Origin of the sequence: Nitratireductor sp. XY-223 (assembly GCF_004959855.1) — a bacterium.
Classification (GTDB): domain Bacteria; phylum Pseudomonadota; class Alphaproteobacteria; order Rhizobiales; family Rhizobiaceae; genus Hoeflea_A.
This window is the reverse complement of the sequence record NZ_SPNT01000001.1, coordinates 732,737-750,511: the sequence shown is the minus strand read 5'-3', so window position 1 is coordinate 750,511 and position 17,775 is coordinate 732,737. Positions and strand designations below refer to the sequence as shown.

16 protein-coding genes are annotated in these 17,775 nt (G+C 62.0%); 10 read left to right on the top strand and 6 right to left on the bottom strand.

The features are described 5' to 3' along the window. The first annotated feature begins 158 nt into the window (after positions 1 to 158). Both E4M07_RS03305 and E4M07_RS03300 read left to right on the top strand, forming a co-directional pair. Complete coding sequence (locus E4M07_RS03305) at positions 159 to 1,319, top strand: 2Fe-2S iron-sulfur cluster-binding protein (RefSeq protein WP_136656849.1); 1,161 nt, start codon at positions 159 to 161, stop codon at positions 1,317 to 1,319. A 167-nt stretch (positions 1,320 to 1,486) separates the two neighbouring features. Further along, on the top strand, positions 1,487 to 3,667 hold the full coding sequence (locus tag E4M07_RS03300; RefSeq protein ID WP_136656848.1) for a mechanosensitive ion channel family protein: 2,181 nt from the start codon (positions 1,487 to 1,489) through the stop codon (positions 3,665 to 3,667). A 28-nt stretch (positions 3,668 to 3,695) separates the two neighbouring features. Here E4M07_RS03300 and E4M07_RS03295 read toward each other — a convergent pair whose 3' ends face one another. Both E4M07_RS03295 and ada read right to left on the bottom strand, forming a co-directional pair. Then, on the bottom strand, positions 3,696 to 4,433 hold the full coding sequence (locus E4M07_RS03295) for a 2OG-Fe(II) oxygenase (RefSeq protein WP_136656847.1): 738 nt from the start codon (positions 4,431 to 4,433) through the stop codon (positions 3,696 to 3,698). Further along, a complete protein-coding gene (gene ada / locus E4M07_RS03290) occupies positions 4,430 to 5,485 on the bottom strand; it encodes a bifunctional DNA-binding transcriptional regulator/O6-methylguanine-DNA methyltransferase Ada (protein WP_246660348.1) in 1,056 nt (351 codons plus the stop codon). Before ada ends, E4M07_RS03295 begins: the two co-directional genes overlap by 4 nt. Before the next feature lie 271 nt (positions 5,486 to 5,756). Here ada and E4M07_RS03285 point away from each other — a divergent pair, with 271 nt between their 5' ends. The 4 genes from E4M07_RS03285 to E4M07_RS03270 all read left to right on the top strand — a co-directional run bounded on the left by E4M07_RS03285 (position 5,757) and on the right by E4M07_RS03270 (position 9,813). Next, complete coding sequence (locus E4M07_RS03285; RefSeq protein ID WP_246660347.1) at positions 5,757 to 6,245, top strand: tetratricopeptide repeat protein; 489 nt, start codon at positions 5,757 to 5,759, stop codon at positions 6,243 to 6,245. 138 nt (positions 6,246 to 6,383) lie between these two features. Then, the gene (locus E4M07_RS03280) at positions 6,384 to 8,003 is read left to right on the top strand and encodes a fumarate hydratase (RefSeq protein WP_136656844.1); all 1,620 of its coding nucleotides are present in this window, start codon (positions 6,384 to 6,386) and stop codon (positions 8,001 to 8,003) included. Then, positions 8,000 to 9,091 (top strand): DUF2332 family protein, encoded by a 1,092-nt coding sequence (locus E4M07_RS03275; RefSeq protein WP_136656843.1) that lies wholly within the window; start codon positions 8,000 to 8,002, stop codon positions 9,089 to 9,091. The genes E4M07_RS03280 and E4M07_RS03275 overlap by 4 nt, the downstream gene beginning before the upstream one ends. A 107-nt stretch (positions 9,092 to 9,198) precedes the next feature. Beyond that, entirely contained in the window at positions 9,199 to 9,813 is a 615-nt protein-coding gene (locus tag E4M07_RS03270) for a L,D-transpeptidase (RefSeq protein ID WP_136656842.1), read from the top strand. Positions 9,814 to 9,854: 41 nt separating this feature from the next. Here the strand turns inward: E4M07_RS03270 and E4M07_RS03265 are convergent, their stop codons facing one another. From E4M07_RS03265 to E4M07_RS03255, 3 genes are all read right to left on the bottom strand, one after another. Beyond that, positions 9,855 to 11,429: an ABC transporter substrate-binding protein gene (locus E4M07_RS03265; RefSeq protein ID WP_136656841.1), complete on the bottom strand. Its 1,575-nt coding sequence runs from the start codon at positions 11,427 to 11,429 to the stop codon at positions 9,855 to 9,857. Between the two features lie 162 nt (positions 11,430 to 11,591). Then, positions 11,592 to 12,203: a pyridoxamine 5'-phosphate oxidase family protein gene (locus E4M07_RS03260; RefSeq protein ID WP_136656840.1), complete on the bottom strand. Its 612-nt coding sequence runs from the start codon at positions 12,201 to 12,203 to the stop codon at positions 11,592 to 11,594. 85 nt (positions 12,204 to 12,288) lie between these two features. Continuing rightward, a complete protein-coding gene (locus tag E4M07_RS03255; RefSeq protein WP_136656839.1) occupies positions 12,289 to 13,194 on the bottom strand; it encodes an alpha/beta hydrolase in 906 nt (301 codons plus the stop codon). A gap of 47 nt (positions 13,195 to 13,241) precedes the next feature. Between E4M07_RS03255 and E4M07_RS03250 the strand changes: the two genes are divergently transcribed. Then, positions 13,242 to 13,721, top strand: a complete 480-nt coding sequence (locus E4M07_RS03250; protein WP_136656838.1) for a MarR family transcriptional regulator — start codon at positions 13,242 to 13,244, stop codon at positions 13,719 to 13,721. A 5-nt stretch (positions 13,722 to 13,726) separates the two neighbouring features. On the opposite strand, the gene E4M07_RS03245 is transcribed toward E4M07_RS03250, so the two are convergent. Continuing rightward, positions 13,727 to 14,110 carry a DUF971 domain-containing protein gene (locus E4M07_RS03245; protein ID WP_136656837.1) on the bottom strand — a complete coding sequence of 128 codons (384 nt, stop codon included), beginning with the start codon at positions 14,108 to 14,110 and terminating at the stop codon, positions 13,727 to 13,729. Between the two features lie 364 nt (positions 14,111 to 14,474). On the opposite strand from E4M07_RS03245, the gene moaA reads away from it, so the two are divergent. The 3 genes from moaA (at position 14,475) to E4M07_RS03230 (ending at position 17,775) form a co-directional block, all read left to right on the top strand. Next, entirely contained in the window at positions 14,475 to 15,494 is a 1,020-nt protein-coding gene (gene moaA / locus E4M07_RS03240; protein ID WP_246660377.1) for a GTP 3',8-cyclase MoaA, read from the top strand. Positions 15,495 to 15,540: 46 nt separating this feature from the next. Continuing rightward, positions 15,541 to 16,446 (top strand): DMT family transporter, encoded by a 906-nt coding sequence (locus E4M07_RS03235; RefSeq protein ID WP_136656836.1) that lies wholly within the window; start codon positions 15,541 to 15,543, stop codon positions 16,444 to 16,446. 117 nt (positions 16,447 to 16,563) lie between these two features. Then, on the top strand, positions 16,564 to 17,775 hold the full coding sequence (locus E4M07_RS03230) for a multidrug effflux MFS transporter (protein ID WP_246660346.1): 1,212 nt from the start codon (positions 16,564 to 16,566) through the stop codon (positions 17,773 to 17,775).

Below are 17,775 nucleotides of genomic sequence, written 5' to 3'. Positions count from 1 at the left end.
ATATGGATAAATGCAAGGGCAGCGCATGAAGCGGGAACGCCCGCGAACTGCGAGCCGCCGGCGGACCGCCGACAGGGGACAACCGCGGCTGTATATTTGACCTGAACCGAGAATAATTCCAAAAAAGAACAACAAACGATGGGGATAGGACTGTTCGGATGAAGCGAAATCTGCGGATGATCTCGGGGTCGGTCCTGTTTTTGTTTCTGACCTGCCATCTCCTGAACATGGCTTTCGGGCTGATATCCGTCGAAGCTGTGGAAAGTGCCCGCCGCTTCCTCACGGTGCCCTGGACGGTGCCGCCCGTCTCCCAGTTGCTCGTCCTTTCGTTGCTGGTTCACGCCGGATTGGGGCTGAACGCCATCTACCATCGCAACACGCTGAGGATGTCGGGCTACGATCAGGTTCAACTGATATCCGGACTGCTCGTGATTCCGCTGCTCGCCTCGCATGTCATCGGCATCATGGGCGCCAAGCAGCTTTTCCAGTTCGACCCGGACTATCGCTACATTCTCGGTTATTTCTGGCTCGACGCCCCCGGTGAAGGCCTGCGCCAGGTCATGGTGGTGATCGTCGCCTGGCTGCACGGCAGTATCGGTATGTTCAGCTGGCTGCGTCTCAAGGCATCCTGGGATCGGCTCTCGCTGTTCATCTACCCGCTTGTTGTTGCCGTTCCCGTGCTTGCACTGGTCGGTTTTGTCGATGCGGGGAACGAAGTCATCGCCGAGCGGCAGGCGGCTGCGGCAGAGCCGGTCGAGCAGGCGCCGGCGCAGGATTTGACCGAGGAGGAGCAACTGGCGCTCGATGAAGCCATCGCCGCGCGGCAGCAGGACATTCAAGACAAGCTCGACCTTTTGTCGACGATCCTGTGGACCATCATCGGCATTTATTCGGTTCTGGTCGCCCTGACATTCATTGCACGCGGCGTCAGGCTCTACCGGGCGCATCGGAAATCGGTGACGGTTCGCTACCGGCACGGACCGGACTTCACGACCCAGGCGGGCGCCAGCATGCTTGAGATCGCCCGGCTCAACGATGTGCCGCACGCCAATCTGTGCCGGGGTCGCGGCCGCTGCGGTACATGCCGCCTTCGCATATTGCAGGCCGATCCGCCCCTGCCGGAACCCGGCAAGGTTGAGGCGGCGACGCTGAAGCGGCTGGATCTGGGACCCGATATTCGCCTCGCCTGTCAGCTCGTTCCGCAACCGGGATCCCTGTTGGTCGAACGGCTCGTGGCGCCGGACATCGAACCCGGCGATCTGCACGCGGATAAATCCACATCGGACGCGCAAGACGCCGCGGAGGCCACCCATGCCTGAGACGCGCGCCCTCACCTGTCTGACGCTGCTTGCTGGGCTGCTCCTGTTTTCGGTTCTGCACATCGAGGCGGCAACCGCCCAGGTCATGCCTGGCACATTGCCGGACACGACCGTGCAGGAAGGAAACCGAACCGCCGCCGCCCTCACCCAACGATATACGCGAACTGATGCGCCTGCTGTCGGACCAGAGCATGATCGAATGGCTGCGCGCGCAAAGCCGGGAAACGGCGGAAACAGGCGGTCCCGAGGCATCGGAAAGCTTCCGCCGGGAATTCGCGGAACGCGTGACGCACATGCGCCAGCGGCTTGTGGACCTCGCCGTCAGCTGGCGCAACCTGCCGATGGCACCGGCTTTCCTCGCCGATACGTGGCGTGCCCAGATGACGGCGGACCAGACGCTGCGAAGCATCACCTATGTCTTGATCTTCCTGGTCGTCGGCGGAGGTCTTGAATGGCTTTACCGGCAATATGTGCAGGTGATCCTCGTTCGGCTTGAACTGCGTCAACGCGATACACTGTGGAGCCGGGTGCGGGCCGCGCTCATGCGCGCCGTCCTGCTGCTCGGCGGGCTGGCCGTCTTTTCGGTCGGCGCGATCGGCGGTTTCCTGAGCTTCGACTGGCCGCCCTTCGTCGAGGGTGTGGTCCTCAACATGCTGATCGTGTTTATCACGATCCGAAGCGCCGCCACGCTCTCGGTTTTCATTCTGGCGCCGCGCGTGGCCGCCTTGCGTCTGGTGCCGGTGAAGACGCGGCTCGCCAGGCCGCTTCACGCCTGGATCGTCACGCTCGCGTCGGTCACGACCATCGCATTCGCCGTCGCGGATATCTTCCGTCAGCTGGCCGGCGACACCGACGCAGTCGGGGCCACGCTCGCCGTGTCCGTTGCTTCCGGAATCGTGTGCGCGCTTCTGCTGCTCGCGGCGATTTGGCATATCGCTTCGATCGTGCGAGCGCTTTCAGGCGAAGCCGCGACGAAGGACAAGCGCCGGCGCAGATTCTGGCCGGGTTACCTGACCGTGCTGGTGCTGGTCGCGCTGGTGCTTTGGTTGCTCGACGCAACGACGGTGATGTGGACCGTGGTGATCGCCGGCCTCGTCATACCGGTCACACGGCTGCTGAACGCCCTGGTCGACCACTTGTTCGACCAGGCGGAGGGGCGCAGCCTGCAGAGCCGCCCGCCGGCGGCATCGGCCCTGTCGGCGGCCGCCGTGACCGTCGAAGAACAATCGGCAGATCCGGAGGCTCCTCCCGTCGTTCCAACCACGGATCCGGACGCGGACAACGACACAGAGGAAGACGAAATCGTCGGTCCGTTCGAGCTCTACCGGCCGGTTGCCCGGCGCCTCGCCCGCTTCGTCATCCTGATCGGCGCCATCTTCGCCCTTCTCTACGTGTGGGAAGGCAACATTCTGGCGCTGTCCGAATCGCAGACCATCACCGGCCGTTTCGTCGTCATCCTGGCCGACATCCTGGCCGCGGTGCTGATCGCCGACCTCATCTGGGTGTGGGCCAAGTCCGCCATCGACAGGCGCCTTGCCAACTATGTTCCCCCGCAGGGCAGCGAGGCACCGGGCCCGGAGGCACGCATGGCAACACTTCTGCCGATCCTTCGTGTCACGTTGCTGGTGTTCCTCATCGTCATCGTCGCGATGACGATACTCGCCTCGCTCGGCATCAATATCGGCCCGCTATTGGCCGGTGCCGGCGTCATCGGCATCGCCATCGGCTTCGGCGCGCAGGCGCTTGTCCGCGACATCGTTTCCGGCATTTTCTTCCTGATCGACGACGCATTCCGCATCGGCGAATACATCGAGATCGGCGAACTGCGCGGCACCGTGGAATCCATGTCGATCCGTTCACTGCGCGTGCGGCACCATCTTGGCGCCATTCACACCATTCCCTTCGGGGAACTGAAATCGCTGACCAACTACAGCCGCGACTGGGTCATCATGCGGCTCGAATTCCGCGTTCCCTTCGACACCGATATTAAGCTGGTCAAGAAGATCGTCAAGAAGATCGGTGCCGAGATGCTGGAACACGAGGGCTACGGAGACAGCATCATCCAGACGCTGAAATCGCAGGGCGTGCGCCGCATGGAGGAGTTCAACATGGTCGTCGGCGTCAAGTTCATGTGCAAGCCCGGTGCGCAATGGCTGATGCGCCGCGACGCCTACCAGAAACTGCGCGACGCATTCGAGTCCAACGGCATCAGCTTTGCGCAGCGCAACGTGACCGTCGAGGTCAAGGGCGAAGGCGCGCTCGACGAGGAAGCCAAGAAGGCCATCGCCGGCGCCGTGCAGCCGGCGATCGAGAGCACTCAGCCCGGCGTGGTGCCGGACGAACCCTAGAGCAAGGTGCGGCTGCAATCCGCTCCGCTCATGCGGCGTCGTGAAAAATCAGGCCGAGCACATGCCGCCGGCCCGACTTGACCCGGCTGACGCCGTGCCGCATGCGCACCCTGTAGACACCGCGACTGCCTTCGACAGGGCGCTCGTTGACCGCGAAGACAACCGCCTCGCCCTGCGCTAGCGACACCACCTCCGCCCTTGACTGCATGCGCGGGCGCTGTTCGGTCAGGACGAATTCGCCGCCGGTGAAATCCGCCGCCGGATCTGAAAGCAGCACCGCCACCTGCAGCGGAAAGACGTGCTCTCCGTAAAGATCCTGGTGCAGGCAGTTGTAGTCGTCCGTTTCGTAGCGAAGCAGCAACGGCGTCGGCAGTTTCTGACCGGCATTGTGACAGCGGCGCAGGAACGCCCCGTGGTCCGGGGGAAACCGCACCGCCGCGCCGGTCATCTCCTGCCACTGATTGGCGACCGGCACGAGCCTGGGGTAGAAGGCCGCGCGCATTTCCCGAACGGCATCCGGCAGCGGATAATTCAGGTATTTGTATTCGCCGCGCCCGAAGCTGTGCCGCGCCATGACCACCCGGCTCCGGAACAGGGCATCGTCATCGTAAAGCGCGGACAGCTCGCGGCAGTCCTTTACATCCAGGATCGGACCGGTGGTCGCGAACCCGCGGGTGTGAATGTCCGCGCGGATCCGCGACCAGTCCAGCCGGTCGACAGCATCTGCAAACGCATCGCTGTCGGCCCTTATCACCGGCGCGCTCACTGTCCGGTCTCCCGCTCAAGCAGCGCCTGCTTCCGTTCGACGCCCCAGCGATATCCGGAAAGCGCGCCGTCGGTGCGCACCACGCGGTGGCAGGGAATGGCCACGGCGATGCGGTTGGCACTGCAGGCCTGTGCAACGGCCCGGACGGCGCGGGGTTTTCCGATATCGCGTGCAACGTCCGCGTAGGACACCGTCTGCCCCGCCGGAATCGAGCGCAACGCGTCCCAGACCTTCTGCTGGAAGGCGGTGCCGCGAATATCGAGCGGCAGGTCGAGGCCCGCGTCGGGGTCCTCGACAAAGTCGATAACAGCCGCTGCGGTCTCCTCGAATTCCGGATCGCCGCCGATCAGCTCGGCCTTGGGAAAGCGATCCTGCAATTGGCGCACGAGCAGCTCCGGATCGTCACCGAAATCGATGGCACACACGCCCCGCTCGGTCGCGGCGATGAGAATGGAACCCAATGAGCATTCACCCACCGCAAATTTGATTTCGGTGTCGCGACCGCCGTCGCGAAACTGGGTCGGGCGCATCCCGAGTCGCCTGTCTGCTTCCTCGTAGAACCGGCTGCTCGCATTGTAGCCCGCATCGTAGATCGCGCCGGTCACCGATGTGCCCTTTGCGAGTTCGCCGCGCACCCGTGCCGCGCGGCACGCGGCGGCATAGGCCTTCGGCGTAATTCCGGTGACTTCCTTGAATATGCGATGGAAGTAGAACCGGCTGATGCCGGCCCTGTTCGCCAGTTCGTCCAGGCTCGGCGGCTCTTCCGCCTCCTCGATCGCGCGGCAGGCATCCGCGACCATCTGCGCGCGGGCGCTCCTCGGGCCGTCACGGTTTGGCTTACAGCGTTTGCACGCCCTGAAGCCTTCGGATTCGGCCTGATCGGCGTTTTCGTAGAATGCCACGTTCTTGCGAAGCGCCGGGCGCGATGTGCAGGACGGGCGGCAATAGATGCCGGTGGTCCTGACTGCAAAGACAAACTGACCGTCGGCGGCGTTGTCACGCCGCTGAACTGCTTGCCAGCGCTCTTCGTCCGTCCAAGTGGATTTATTCATTTCAACGATCTCCAAAGACATCGTCACACTCCTTTATTATGTAGATAGATCATCATGGACGCCATAATAAGGGCGGCGACGGACGGCCACACTCCGTCCCTTGCTCTGTAATTCGCATACGCTATTTGTGATCGAATCAGCGCCTCGGCTCATGCGATCGTGAACTGCAGGTTGCGAAAATTCGTGTAAGGTACCGCAACAATCAACCGCCAGAGGGATACCGATGAAAGGTACAGCCATCTCAACCGCACTGTTGCTCTCAGCAGGGCTCATGCTGACGACTCCCGTTTTCGCTGCAGGAAGCGGCGGAGGATCGTCATCGAACAACCCGTGTAACGCGGGCTGGGTGTGGGACAAGACCGAGAGGAAATGTGTCAGACAGTCCTCCGAAGTGGATCAGGAAAGCCTCTTCGAAGCCGGAAGAAGCCTGGCGCATGCGGGGCGCTACCAGGAAGCCATCGACGTGCTTGAACTCGCCTCGGCGGACGACAAGCGCGTCCTCAACTACCTTGGCTTTGCCAACCGCAAGCTCGGGCGCGTGGATGTCGGCCTTGAATACTACCGCACGGCCCTCGCCATTGATCCCGAATACACGCTGGTGCGCGAATATATGGGTGAAGCGCTGCTGCAGAAGGGCGACCTTGAGGGCGCGCTCGAACAGCTCGCCGAGATCAGGCGGCTGTGCAATGGACGCGGCTGCAGCGAGTATGCGGAACTTTCCGGCCAGATTGCCGACTACATCAACAAGCAGGACGGCTAGGCCGCATACCGGCGAATTTGAAAGACCGGGCGCCGGCGACGGCGCCCGGTTTTGTGTTTGGCGCATCGCTTACGATTGCTTTTGCCTGTGGCCGGGAATAATGAATTGCCAGCCAGATGCCATCAAGGGACGAGCCAGATGCCAGACATGCCCACCGCCGAGCTGTTTCCGCTAGCGGAAGATTCAACACCCTACCGACAGATCAGCGGCGATTTCGTCTCGGTCGACACCTTCAAGGGACAGGAGATTCTGACGGTCGAGGCCGAGGGCATGCGTCTTCTTGCCGAGAGCGCATTCGCCGACATCAACCACCTGTTGAGGCCGGCGCATCTCAAACAGCTCGCCGCGATCCTGGAAGACCCGGAAGCAACGGAAAATGACCGCTTCGTTGCCTATGACCTGCTGAAAAACGCCAATATCGCAGCCGGCGGCGTTCTGCCGATGTGCCAGGATACCGGAACCGCGATCGTCATGGGCAAGAAAGGCCGCCGCGTATGGACGGAGGGCGGCGACAGGAACGCTTTGGCGCAAGGGGTCCGCGACGCCTACGAGCACAAGAACCTGCGCTATTCGCAGCTCGCGCCGCTCGCGATGTTCGAGGAAAAGAACACCCGCAACAATCTCCCCGCTCAGATCGATATCTACGAAGAGGGCGAGGACGCCTACAAGTTCCTCTTCGTCGCCAAGGGCGGCGGATCGGCCAACAAGACGTTCCTGTACCAGGGAACGCCGTCGCTGTTGACCCATGACCGGTTGGTGGCGTTCCTGGAAGAGAAGATCCTCACGCTCGGCACCGCCGCATGTCCGCCCTACCACCTGGCCATCGTTATCGGTGGAACTTCGGCGGAAATGAACCTCAAGACCGTCAAGCTGGCATCGACCAAGTACCTGGACGATCTGCCGACCAAGGGCTCGGAACAGGGTCACGCCTTCCGCGACATTGAAATGGAGGCGGAAGTCCACAAGCTGACCCAGCAGATGGGGATCGGCGCCCAGTTCGGCGGCAAGTATTTCTGCCACGACGTGCGGGTCATCCGGCTGCCGCGCCATGGCGCTTCGCTGCCTATCGGGCTCGGCGTTTCCTGTTCGGCCGACCGCCAGGCGAAGGGCAAGATCACCCGTGACGGGATTTTTCTCGAGGCCCTGGAGACCAATCCGGCCAAGTACATGCCGGAGATAGACGAATCGGCGCTTACTGAAAACGTGGTGCGGATCGATCTCAACCAGCCGATGGATGAAATTCTGAAGGAACTATCCCAACATCCTGTAAAGACGCACCTTTCTCTGAGTGGAACAATCATCGTCGCCCGCGATCTCGCCCATTCCAAAATCCGCGAGAGGCTCGAAAACGGCGAGGATATGCCGGACTACTTCAAAGATCACCCGATCTATTATGCCGGGCCGGCCAAGACACCCGAGGGCTATGCCTCCGGCTCGTTCGGCCCGACGACCGCCGGCCGCATGGACAGCTACGTGGACCAGTTCCAGTCCTTCGGCGGCTCGAAGGTAATGCTGGCGAAGGGCAACCGCTCGCGCGCGGTGCGCGAGGCCTGCGCGCGTCACGGCGGCTTTTATCTCGGCTCGATCGGCGGTCCGGCCGCAAGGCTCGCGAAGGACTGCATCAAGAAGGTCGAAGTGGTCGAATATCCGGAACTCGGCATGGAGGCGATCTGGAAGATCGAGGTCGAGGATTTCCCGGCCTTCATTGTCATCGACGACAAGGGCAATGACTTCTTCAAGGAATTCAATCTCGAATGAGCGGATCGATCCTGCCGGAAACACTTCGCCGGGCCTTTGCGCGACAGCAACGGGCCTGCGACGGGCTTGGATCCCCCTTCACCGCCCTGTTGTGCGGGACAATTGCCGAGAACGGCCTGCCGGCGTCGCAGGTGCACCAGATGGTGAGCGCCTGGCCTGGCGATCCATCCTCAGATGGTGATTCCGTGCCGCTTCGCCTGTGCGGCGCATTGCACGAAATCGTCTTGTCGAACCGCAGCGACCCGCTTGCCGATGTTTATCCGCCCAACCAGGCGCAAATCGATTCAGGCAGGCTTTTTGCGGCGGTCGGCAAGGCCGTGCAAAGGCACGACACACGGATCTGCGAACGCCTGCGCTTTGCACCGCAAACCAATGAAATACGGCGCGCAGCGGCGGTCTATGCCGCCCTTCTGCACATCAACGAAGCAACCTCCAAACCGATTGTCCTTTCGGAGATCGGCGCCAGTGCAGGCCTCAACCTGCTGCTCGACCGGTTTGAATTTGATCTTGGGGGAACAGGCCACGGCCTCGACGGATCGGAGGTGCGGCTTGCGCCCGACTGGTCCGGACCGCCGCCACCTGCCGCAAAGCTCTCAATTGCCGAGCGGCGCGGTTGCGACCTGAGCCCGTTCGACCTGACCAGTGAGGCTGACCGGCTGCGTCTGTTGTCCTACGTGTGGCCGGATCAGATCGATCGCCTGGACCGGCTCCGCGCCGCAATTGCCCTGCAGGAAGAGCACCCGGTTAAGGTCGATGCGTCTGACGCGGTCGCCTGGCTGGAAAGCCGATTGCAAATGGTGCCGGACGGGCACGCCCATGTCGTTTTTCACACCATCGCCTGGCAGTACCTGCCCGAGGCAAGCCGCCGCAGGGGCCGCGCGATCATCGAGGCGGCGGGAGCCGCAGCCACCGCCGACTCGCCATTGTTCCTGCTTGGCCTGGAAGCGGACGGACAGTCGCCCGGCGCGGCCCTGACCCTGCGTTCCTGGCCGGGCGGCCTGGAACGGGAACTGGCGAGAGTGGACTTTCACGGCCGCTGGATCCGCTGGGCCGACGACGGTCACGCAATATTACGCAACGAAATATAAACGGTTGCAGGTTTTACTGGGTTTTACTGAATTGTCGGCGTTCCTTCATGAAATTGTTGTAGGGTTGCGTCTTGTTAGTGTTTTGGTCATCGGGGGACGACTGATCCATGAAATCCATCGCGATCGCCGCATTGGCGGCCCTTGTCACATTGCATCCGCTGGGCGGGACGGCGCTTGCCGAACGCAGCTCGGATAAAAAGACGCTGTTGCAGATTCTGTTTCCGCCGTCGCCGAACTACCAGAAGGGCAAGTACAGGTCGGACAAGTCGCCGATTCCCAGGAAAGTGGTCCGCTTCAACGAGAGCTTTCCCGAAGGGACGATCATCATCGACACTTCGGAGCGCCGGCTCTACCACGTCATGAGCAACGGCAAGGCGATGAAATACGGCATCGGCGTCGGCCGCGAGGGCTTCACCTGGCAGGGCCGGAACCGTATCAGCCGCAAGGCCGAATGGCCCGGCTGGTCGCCGCCCGAGGTCATGCGCCGCCGCGAGGCCGCCAAGGGCCGCATCCTGCCGAAATACATGGAAGGCGGGCCGAACAATCCGCTTGGAGCGCGGGCGCTTTACATCGGATCGACGGTTTACCGTATCCACGGCACGAACCAGCCCTGGACGATTGGCAAGGCCATGTCGTCCGGCTGCATTCGCATGGCCAATGACGATGTTCGGCACCTTTACGAACGCGTCGACATCGGCACGCGCGTTGTCGTGAGAAACTAGCAGATCGACCGGCCCGCATGCGGGCCGGTCAACGCTTCAGATCATTCGAACCACCAGCGCTCCGGCGCCCGGAAACCATCCAGGGTCCAGTTGGCACCAACGGTTTCGGGTGTCTTGACATTGTTCTTGTGGGCCATGACGTAGCTTGCGAACATCGGAACAATGACACCGCCGTCGGTGCGCACGATGTCCTGCATCCGGCCATACAATTCGCGGCGTTTGCCGTCATCCAGTTCTGAACGCGCTTCCAGCAGCAGCTTGTTGAATTCTTCGTTCTCCCAGAAGCTGTCGTTCCAGGCGGCTCCGCTGGCATAGGCGGTGGTGAACATCCAGTCCTCGGTCGGGCGGCCGCCCCAGTACACAGCCGAGAATGGCTTTTTCATCCACACATCCGACCAGTAGCCGTCATTGGGCTCGCGCACCACTTCGATATTGATGCCGGCGGGCTTGGCGTGTTGGGCAAACAGGATCGCGGCGTCCACCGCTCCGGAATAGGCCGCGTCAGCTGCAGACAGTGAAATGTCCAGGCTGTCCAATCCGGCCTTCTTCAAATATTCCTTCGCCTTAGCCGGATCATAGCTGTTTTGCTCCAGATCGGCATGGAACTGGTTCGATTCTCCAATCGGGTGATCATTGCCGACACCGCCGTAACCGAAAAGGATCTTGTCGACGAGTTCCTGCCGGTTGATGGCGTGTTTGAGCGCCATGCGCACATTGGGATCGTTGAACGGCTCCTTACGGGTGTCCATCGCAAACGTGTAGTGCTGGGTACCCGTTGTGGACAGAACGGTTACATCCGGAACGCGTTGGAACAGGTGAACGGTTTTCAGATCGACCTGGTCGATGACATCAACGTCACCCGTGCGCAGCGCGCTTTGACGGGCTGCCGGGTCGAGAATGGTCAGCAATTCAATGCCGTCGAAATGCGCCCGGTCGGTTTTCCAGTAATTCGGATTGCGCTCGAGCATGGCCCTGACGCCCGGCTCGTATTGCTTGACGATGTAGCCGCCGGCGCCGTCGGAGCTCGAAGGATCGATCTTGCCGTCGGTGGATGGCATGATCGGCAGATGGTAGTCGGACATGATGAACGGGAAATCGGCGTTTCCGCTCTCCAATGTGATGACCACGTTGTTGCCATCGACTTTCATGTCGATGATCGGATCGACAAAGGGCTTGGCCGCAGAAGTACTTTCGTCACCGCGGTGGTAGTCCAGGGAGGCGATGACATCTTCCGGTGTCAGATCCTTGCCGCTGTGGAATTTGATGCCCGGGCGGATCGCGAATGTCCAGACGGATGCGTCCGGCGAGCTTTCCCAGCTTTCGGCGACCTCGCCGACAAGAGATCCGTCAGCGGCGACTTCGGTCAGATATTGATGACGCGCATGTGCAAAGACCTGGACATAGGCGTGCGTCCAGGAACCCGGATCGTATTTGTCCGAGGTGTTGCCGTGGGCCATTGCGACGCGCAAAATCCCGCCCTTCTTGGGCTGAGCCGCCGCGCTCGTCGCAGCCAGCGGGCCGATCAGCGCGGCCGTGCCGAGTGCCGCACCGCCCTGCAGAACGTGTCGCCGTGATATACCCGTCGAACCGGGCAACCTTGTTCTTGAGCCTTTCATGTGTTCCTCCCAGTCTGGATTTGGTGCCTTCATTATTGTTCGCACAGCCGCATTCGCCAAATAATTGCGACGGCGTCCGGCATTGTGGGCGCTTGTCCGTCATATGGCAATGAAAAAATCGGCGATTGTTTCACGGAGTTGTCACAAACGGCTGTTGGCCGGCTACCACATCGTCTTGTGCGCGCGGTCCTGCCAGGCATCGTCGTAGTGCTTTCCGCCGACGCTCCCGCCGGACATCGCCTCGAGGATTTCTCCAGGCGTGGGCAGCGTTTGCAGGTCGGCGTGGTTGTCGGGATTCCAGAGCCCGGAGCGCACGATGGCCCGCGCGCATTGGAAGTAGATCTCGTTCACCGTGATCACCAACACGCTGCGCGGTGGTTTGCCCTTGACGGCGAAACTGTCGAGCAGTTCCGCATCGACGCTGATGGCGCCCCGGCCGTTGACCCGCAGCGCATTGCCCGATCCCGGCACCAGGAACATCAGCGCCACGCGCGGATCGCGCACCACATTGCGCAAGGAATCGATGCGGTTGTTCCCGCGCCGGTCGGGCAGGAGAAGCGTCCGCTCGTCGCCGATCCGCACGAAACCCCTCAGATCGCCGCGCGGGGAACAGTCAAGTCCTTCCGGCCCGACGGTCGCCAGGGCACAAAATGGCGAAGCAGCAATGATGCGCGCGTAAAGATCGGTCACGCGATCGGCAACCTTGGCAAGCGAGGGTTCCCCGGCCTCGCCATAGATGGCTTCCAGTTCCTCGACAGTTTGCACGATTGTCATCGGCCGATCGCTCCGCATTGACGGCCGAGGGCGGCCGCGCCTGCCGCGCGACCGGATGCGTAGAGCAGCACTGACGGTCAGACGATCATGCTGCCATCGCTTTGCGTTCACGGTCGGAAAACCGGATGACCGCCTGCAAAACCCCCGGCGCTTTGAGAATACGCCGGTGACCATATCCCTCGGCCCACAGAACTTCAACATGGGCGCCGGCGGAGGCGAAGGCCGTGGCGCTGTCGGCGGTCACTTCCCGGTCTTCCGGATCGTGAACGATCAGCGCCGGTGTGCCGAGCGCGGCCAGCTGCAGCGTGCCGACAAACGCGCTCAGCGGATGGCCGGTCAGTTGCTCGACGCGGTCATACATGCTCCGGCGACTGATCGCACGAAGCCCCAGGAAGTCGGCGAACCAGGCGAAGACGGCTGGAAGTGAATTCGGAGCCGAGATGAGCACGAGTTTGTCCGGGTTCCTGGGCGCAAACCCTTCGACGGACCCGGCCGCGGCGTTGAGCACCACCGCGCCCCCGAATGAGTGTCCGAGCATGACCGAAAACGGACCGTATTGCCGCCAGGCCGCGTCAACCGCCTCGACGGCCGAGGCCATGGTCAGGGTCCGGCCGCTGGAAGCGCCATGGCCCGGCAGGTCGATGGCAACGACGGCCTTTCCGGAGTTTTGCAGCGCATGGATCATGTCCAGCATGTATTCGCTCCGCGATCCCCAGCCATGGACAACGAGCACCGTTTGCGGCGCGTCGTTGGCGAGCGCGGGAAAATACCAGGTCGAAACCGATCCCCCGCTGATCGGAAGCACGATGCGTTTGGCGGTATCCATCGCCGGTCTTACCAGTTCAAGCGCCCGGCGGGCCTTCCTTTTCGCCGGCCGGCGCGGCGGCGTGAGGCTGAAAAGTCTGAATGCGGCGCGCCCTGCTGTCACCGGGGCAATTCGTCCTGTGATATCAAAGCCGAAGTGGATGACCTTTTGAATGATTGATGTCATAGTCGGAATCCATGGGTAAGTTCAACTATGAACAATATTGTACAACTATGAACAAAAATCAAGCGCTTCCGTGGGACAACCCGCGTTTCAAGAACTGGATCGCCGTGGCCAGGGCCAGCCAGTTGATCCACCAGAAGCTGGGGCGGGCGCTGGCGCCGCTGGATATCAAGGTTCCGCACCTCGACATCCTAGCGAATCTCTACCGGTTCGAAGGCATTTCACAGCAGGATCTTGCCCACAAGCTCCTCGTCGGGCGCTCGAACATCAGCATGCTCCTGCCGCAGATCGAGAAACGCGGCCTCATCGAACGGCGCAAGGATGAAACGGACAAGCGCATATTGCGGCTTTATCTCACCGACAAGGGACGGGAAATCACGTTGAAGGCGCTGGCCATCGAGCTTGAACTCATCGAGCACTCGATGTCGACCACCGACACGGACGGCTGCAATTTTGTCGGCGAGGTCATGAATCGCATGATCCGTCAGATGGAACACTGGGAATCGGAAAGGGAGTCCCAGGAAGGCTGATCTCTCTAGCGCGGCATCTCGGTGCGGTCGCGGCTCATGCCCTTGGCTTCCAGTTCGGCGAGATAGCCCGACCAGTGACGGTCGAAATCCCGCCCGAGATCATCCAGGTACACCCAGGTGTATAGGCCCGTATTGTGGCCGTCGTCGAACACAATCCGCACCGCGTAATTGCCGACGGGCTCAATGCCCGAGATTTTGACCTGCCGCTTCCCCGGAACGGTTACGCGCTGGTCCGGCGAGTGTCCCTGGACTTCCGCCGACGGCGACAGCACGCGCAGGGCCTCGGCCGGAATCGCGTAGCTGCCCGCCTCTCCGAACGTTACGGTCAGTGTCTGCCGGTCCTGCGATACGCGCAGTTCTGTGGGGCGAATGCTGTCCGGTTCCGCCATGGTCTTTTCCGTGTTCCGTGTTTCAGCCGTTGGCCTTTTCGGCACTGAGCACGACCAGGTTCGGATTGTCCAGATACCAGTGCAGCGACGGTGTCAGGTCCTTCCGGTTTTCCGGCTGGGCGAGCGCGTGCCAACAGACATTGACCAGACCCGCCCGGCCAAGCCCGTGGACACCGGAATCCGCAGCCGCAACGCCGCATTGGTATCACGGCGCAGAAAGGCCGCGGCGAAATGCGCCTTGACGAAGGCGCCTGAGAGCGCAACATAACATGCTTTCGAATTGCGTCCGAAAGGGCAAGGCCGGGAATTGTCGGCATCAGGGGTGATTCCAGTGAGTGAACGGACAACCAACAAATCCGCGGATATGTCCGGCAACGGGCCGGCACAAGCGCCGATGATCGATCCGTTCGGGCGCGCGATCAGCTACCTGCGGGTCTCGGTCACCGACCGCTGCGATTTCCGCTGCACATACTGCATGGCGGAAAACATGACGTTCCTGCCGAAGAAGGACCTGTTGACGCTGGAGGAACTGGACCGCCTGTGTACCGTCTTTGTCGACAAGGGCGTAAGAAGGCTTCGCCTGACCGGCGGCGAGCCGCTGGTCCGCAAGAACATCATGCATTTTATCCGCGGCCTGTCCCGTCATCTTGAGTCGGGCCGGCTCGACGAGGTTACCATCACGACCAACGGCTCGCAGCTTGCACGGGTTGCCGAAGAGCTGGTGGATTGCGGCGTGCGGCGCATCAACGTTTCGCTCGACACGCTTGACGCCGACAAGTTCCGCAACATCACCCGATGGGGCAATCTCGACCGTGTCCTGAGCGGTATCGAGGCAGCCAGGGCCGCCGGTCTGAAGCTGAAAATCAACACCGTCGCCCTCAAGGGCTTCAACGACCGGGAAATTCCAGATCTGCTGCGCTGGGCGCACGGGCTGGGCATGGACATGACCGTCATCGAAACCATGCCGATGGGCGAGATCGACGAGGACCGGACGGACAACTACCTGCCGCTCTCGCTGCTGCGCGCACAGCTTGCCGAACAGTTCACCATGAACGAGATCGACTACAAGACCGGCGGACCGGCGCGTTACGTGGAAGTGGCAGAGACCGGCGGCCGCCTGGGCTTCATCACGCCGATGACCCATAATTTCTGCGAAAGCTGCAACCGCGTGCGCCTCACCTGCACCGGCACCCTCTACATGTGCCTCGGACAGGACGATGCAGCGGATCTGCGCGCGCCGTTGCGCGCGTCCGAGGGCAACGAGCTGCTTTCGCAGGCCATTGACGAGGCCATACTGCGCAAACCGAAGGGTCATGACTTCGTCATCGACCGGCGCAGCAACAAACCGGCCGTCTCCCGCCACATGAGCGTGACCGGCGGCTGACCATGCATTTTCCCGGGCGCGAACCGCGCGGATCAGGCCGGACCTGATGCTGCGATCGACCAACATGCGCGGCGCCTTCTACATGGTGCTGGCAATGGCCGGCTATGTCTTCAACGACGCACTGATGAAACGCCTGTCCGAAGACATGAGCATGGGACAGGCCATCTTCCTGCGCGGCATTGTCGCCTCCGTGCTGATTTTCTTCATCGCCTGGCACAGTGGCGCGCTCAGGCCCTTGCGGACGATCCTCAAACCCATGCCACTGCTGCGCACGGCGAGCGAGGCGCTGGCGACGGTTCTGTTTCTTACGGCGCTCGCGCGCATCCCGCTCGCCAACGCGGCGGCAATCCTGCAGGCGCTTCCGCTTGCCGTGACCGTCGGCGCGGCCGTGTTCCTCAACGAACCGGTCGGCTGGCGCCGCTGGACGGCGACCCTGGTCGGGTTCATTGGCGTCCTTCTGGTCATCCGCCCGGGCCTGTCGGGCTACAATGTCTATTCGCTGCTGGTGGTGGGCGCGGTCATCTGCGCCGCGTCCCGCGATCTGGCGACCCGGCGAATGAACGAGGACATACCGTCTCTGTTTCTGTCGGTCCTGACAGCCCCGGTGGTCGCACTGACGGGCCTGGTCATGTGGAGCGTCAGCGGAACCGTTGCACCGGTCGATGCGGCAAATTTGGCGGAGATCCTGGCTGCGGCCGTCTTCATCCTGGTCGGCTATCAGTTTATCGTACTCGCGACCCGCGACGGCGACATCGCTTTCATTGTCCCGTTCCGCTACACCAGCCTGCTGTGGTCCATCCTTCTCGGCGTCCTGATCTTCGCCGAAATTCCCGATGGGTTGACCATCGCCGGAAGCGCAATCATTGTCATGACCGGCCTATATACCCTATATCGGGAACGTCGCACACGGCTGCGGGGTGCAACGGCATCGCAACTTGAAGAGGCGGTCTAGCCGCGTTCCGCAACCGAAATCCGGGCAAATCCTCGGTTCAAGCCAAATTCGAATCCGGTCAGCGGTTCGCCATTGATTCGGAAAAAGGAAGCCACAGTGAGTCAAACCAGCAGGTTCTTGGACAGACAATCCCCGCCGCACATCGCAACGCTGGTCATCGTGACCGGCGCCGGGGCTCTGAACATGAACGTGCTGCTGCCGTCGCTGCCCGGCATCGCCGAATACTTCAACGTCAGCTATTCCTTCGTACAGCTCCTGATCTCCGCCTATCTCGCCGCAACCGCAGTGATGCAGCTTGTGATCGGCCCGCTGTCGGACCGGTACGGGAGGCGCCCGGTGATGCTGGCCTGCGTCGGCATCTTCCTGGCGGCGACCGTGGTTTGCATATTCGCGCCCAATTTCGAAACGCTTCTCGTCGCCAGGCTCGTTCAGACATTCGTCGTTTCAGGGCTGGTCCTGTCGCGGGCCGTTGTGCGCGATATCCACGAGCCCAACAAGGCCGCCAGCATGTTCGGCTACATCACCATGGGCATGGCCCTGGTTCCGATGGTCGGACCGATGATCGGCGGCGTCCTGGACGAAATATACGGATGGCGGGCCGCCTTCTCCGTTTCCTTGGCATTCGGGGTTCTGGTACTGGCGCTCGTTTATCTCGACATGGGCGAAACCAACCGGCATCCGTCGAAAAACTTCGCCGCCCAGTTCCGCGCCTATCCCGAACTGTTCCGCTCGCGCCGGTTCTGGGGCTATGCGCTGTCGGCCGCGTTCACCTCGGGCTCCTTTTTCGCGTTCCTTGGCGGCGCGCCTTATGTGTCCGTCAATTACCTCGGCCTCAGTCCTTCCGAACTCGGCGCCTATTTCGCCCTGACGGCCCTCGGATACATGGCCGGCAATTTTCTTTCCGGCCGCTACACGCAGCGCATCGGCATCAATTCCATGCTGCTCGCGGGCAATCTTATCGTTGCACTGGGCCTGCTGGGCTCGATCGCCACTTTTGCCGCCGGCTTCACCCACCCGATGTCGTTCTTCGGCTACATGATCTTCCTCGGGCTCGGAAACGGCATCGCCTTGCCGAGCGCCAATGCCGGCGTCGTCAGCGTCAGGCCGCATCTTGCCGGATCGGCGGCCGGCCTCGGCGGTGCGTTGATGATTGGCGGCGGGGCGGTTCTGTCGGTGCTTTCCGGCGCGCTGCTGTCGCCGCAGTCCGGTCCCTACCCGATGCTTTACCTTATGCTCCTGTCATCGATTGCAGGCGCGCTGACGGCGCTCTACGTTATCCATGTGGCGCGCCAGGTGGCGCTTGAAGCGGGTGAACCGGCCGGTGAGTGA

Excerpts from the sequence above, each read along its gene's own strand:
- E4M07_RS03245 (WP_136656837.1), bottom strand. The coding sequence starts at position 14,110 with ATGGCGGAACCGGACAGCATTCGCCCCACAGAACTGCGCGTATCGCAG.
- ada (WP_246660348.1), bottom strand. The coding sequence starts at position 5,485 with ATGAATAAATCCACTTGGACGGACGAAGAGCGCTGGCAAGCAGTTCAG.
- E4M07_RS03265 (WP_136656841.1), bottom strand. The coding sequence starts at position 11,429 with ATGAAAGGCTCAAGAACAAGGTTGCCCGGTTCGACGGGTATATCACGG.
- E4M07_RS03285 (WP_246660347.1), top strand. The coding sequence starts at position 5,757 with ATGCTGACGACTCCCGTTTTCGCTGCAGGAAGCGGCGGAGGATCGTCA.
- E4M07_RS03260 (WP_136656840.1), bottom strand. The coding sequence starts at position 12,203 with ATGACAATCGTGCAAACTGTCGAGGAACTGGAAGCCATCTATGGCGAG.
- E4M07_RS03270 (WP_136656842.1), top strand. The coding sequence starts at position 9,199 with ATGAAATCCATCGCGATCGCCGCATTGGCGGCCCTTGTCACATTGCAT.
- E4M07_RS03255 (WP_136656839.1), bottom strand. The coding sequence starts at position 13,194 with ATGACATCAATCATTCAAAAGGTCATCCACTTCGGCTTTGATATCACA.
- E4M07_RS03275 (WP_136656843.1), top strand. The coding sequence starts at position 8,000 with ATGAGCGGATCGATCCTGCCGGAAACACTTCGCCGGGCCTTTGCGCGA.
- E4M07_RS03300 (WP_136656848.1), top strand. The coding sequence starts at position 1,487 with ATGCGCCTGCTGTCGGACCAGAGCATGATCGAATGGCTGCGCGCGCAA.
- E4M07_RS03235 (WP_136656836.1), top strand. The coding sequence starts at position 15,541 with ATGCTGCGATCGACCAACATGCGCGGCGCCTTCTACATGGTGCTGGCA.
- moaA (WP_246660377.1), top strand. The coding sequence starts at position 14,475 with ATGTCCGGCAACGGGCCGGCACAAGCGCCGATGATCGATCCGTTCGGG.
- E4M07_RS03305 (WP_136656849.1), top strand. The coding sequence starts at position 159 with ATGAAGCGAAATCTGCGGATGATCTCGGGGTCGGTCCTGTTTTTGTTT.
- E4M07_RS03280 (WP_136656844.1), top strand. The coding sequence starts at position 6,384 with ATGCCAGACATGCCCACCGCCGAGCTGTTTCCGCTAGCGGAAGATTCA.
- E4M07_RS03250 (WP_136656838.1), top strand. The coding sequence starts at position 13,242 with ATGAACAAAAATCAAGCGCTTCCGTGGGACAACCCGCGTTTCAAGAAC.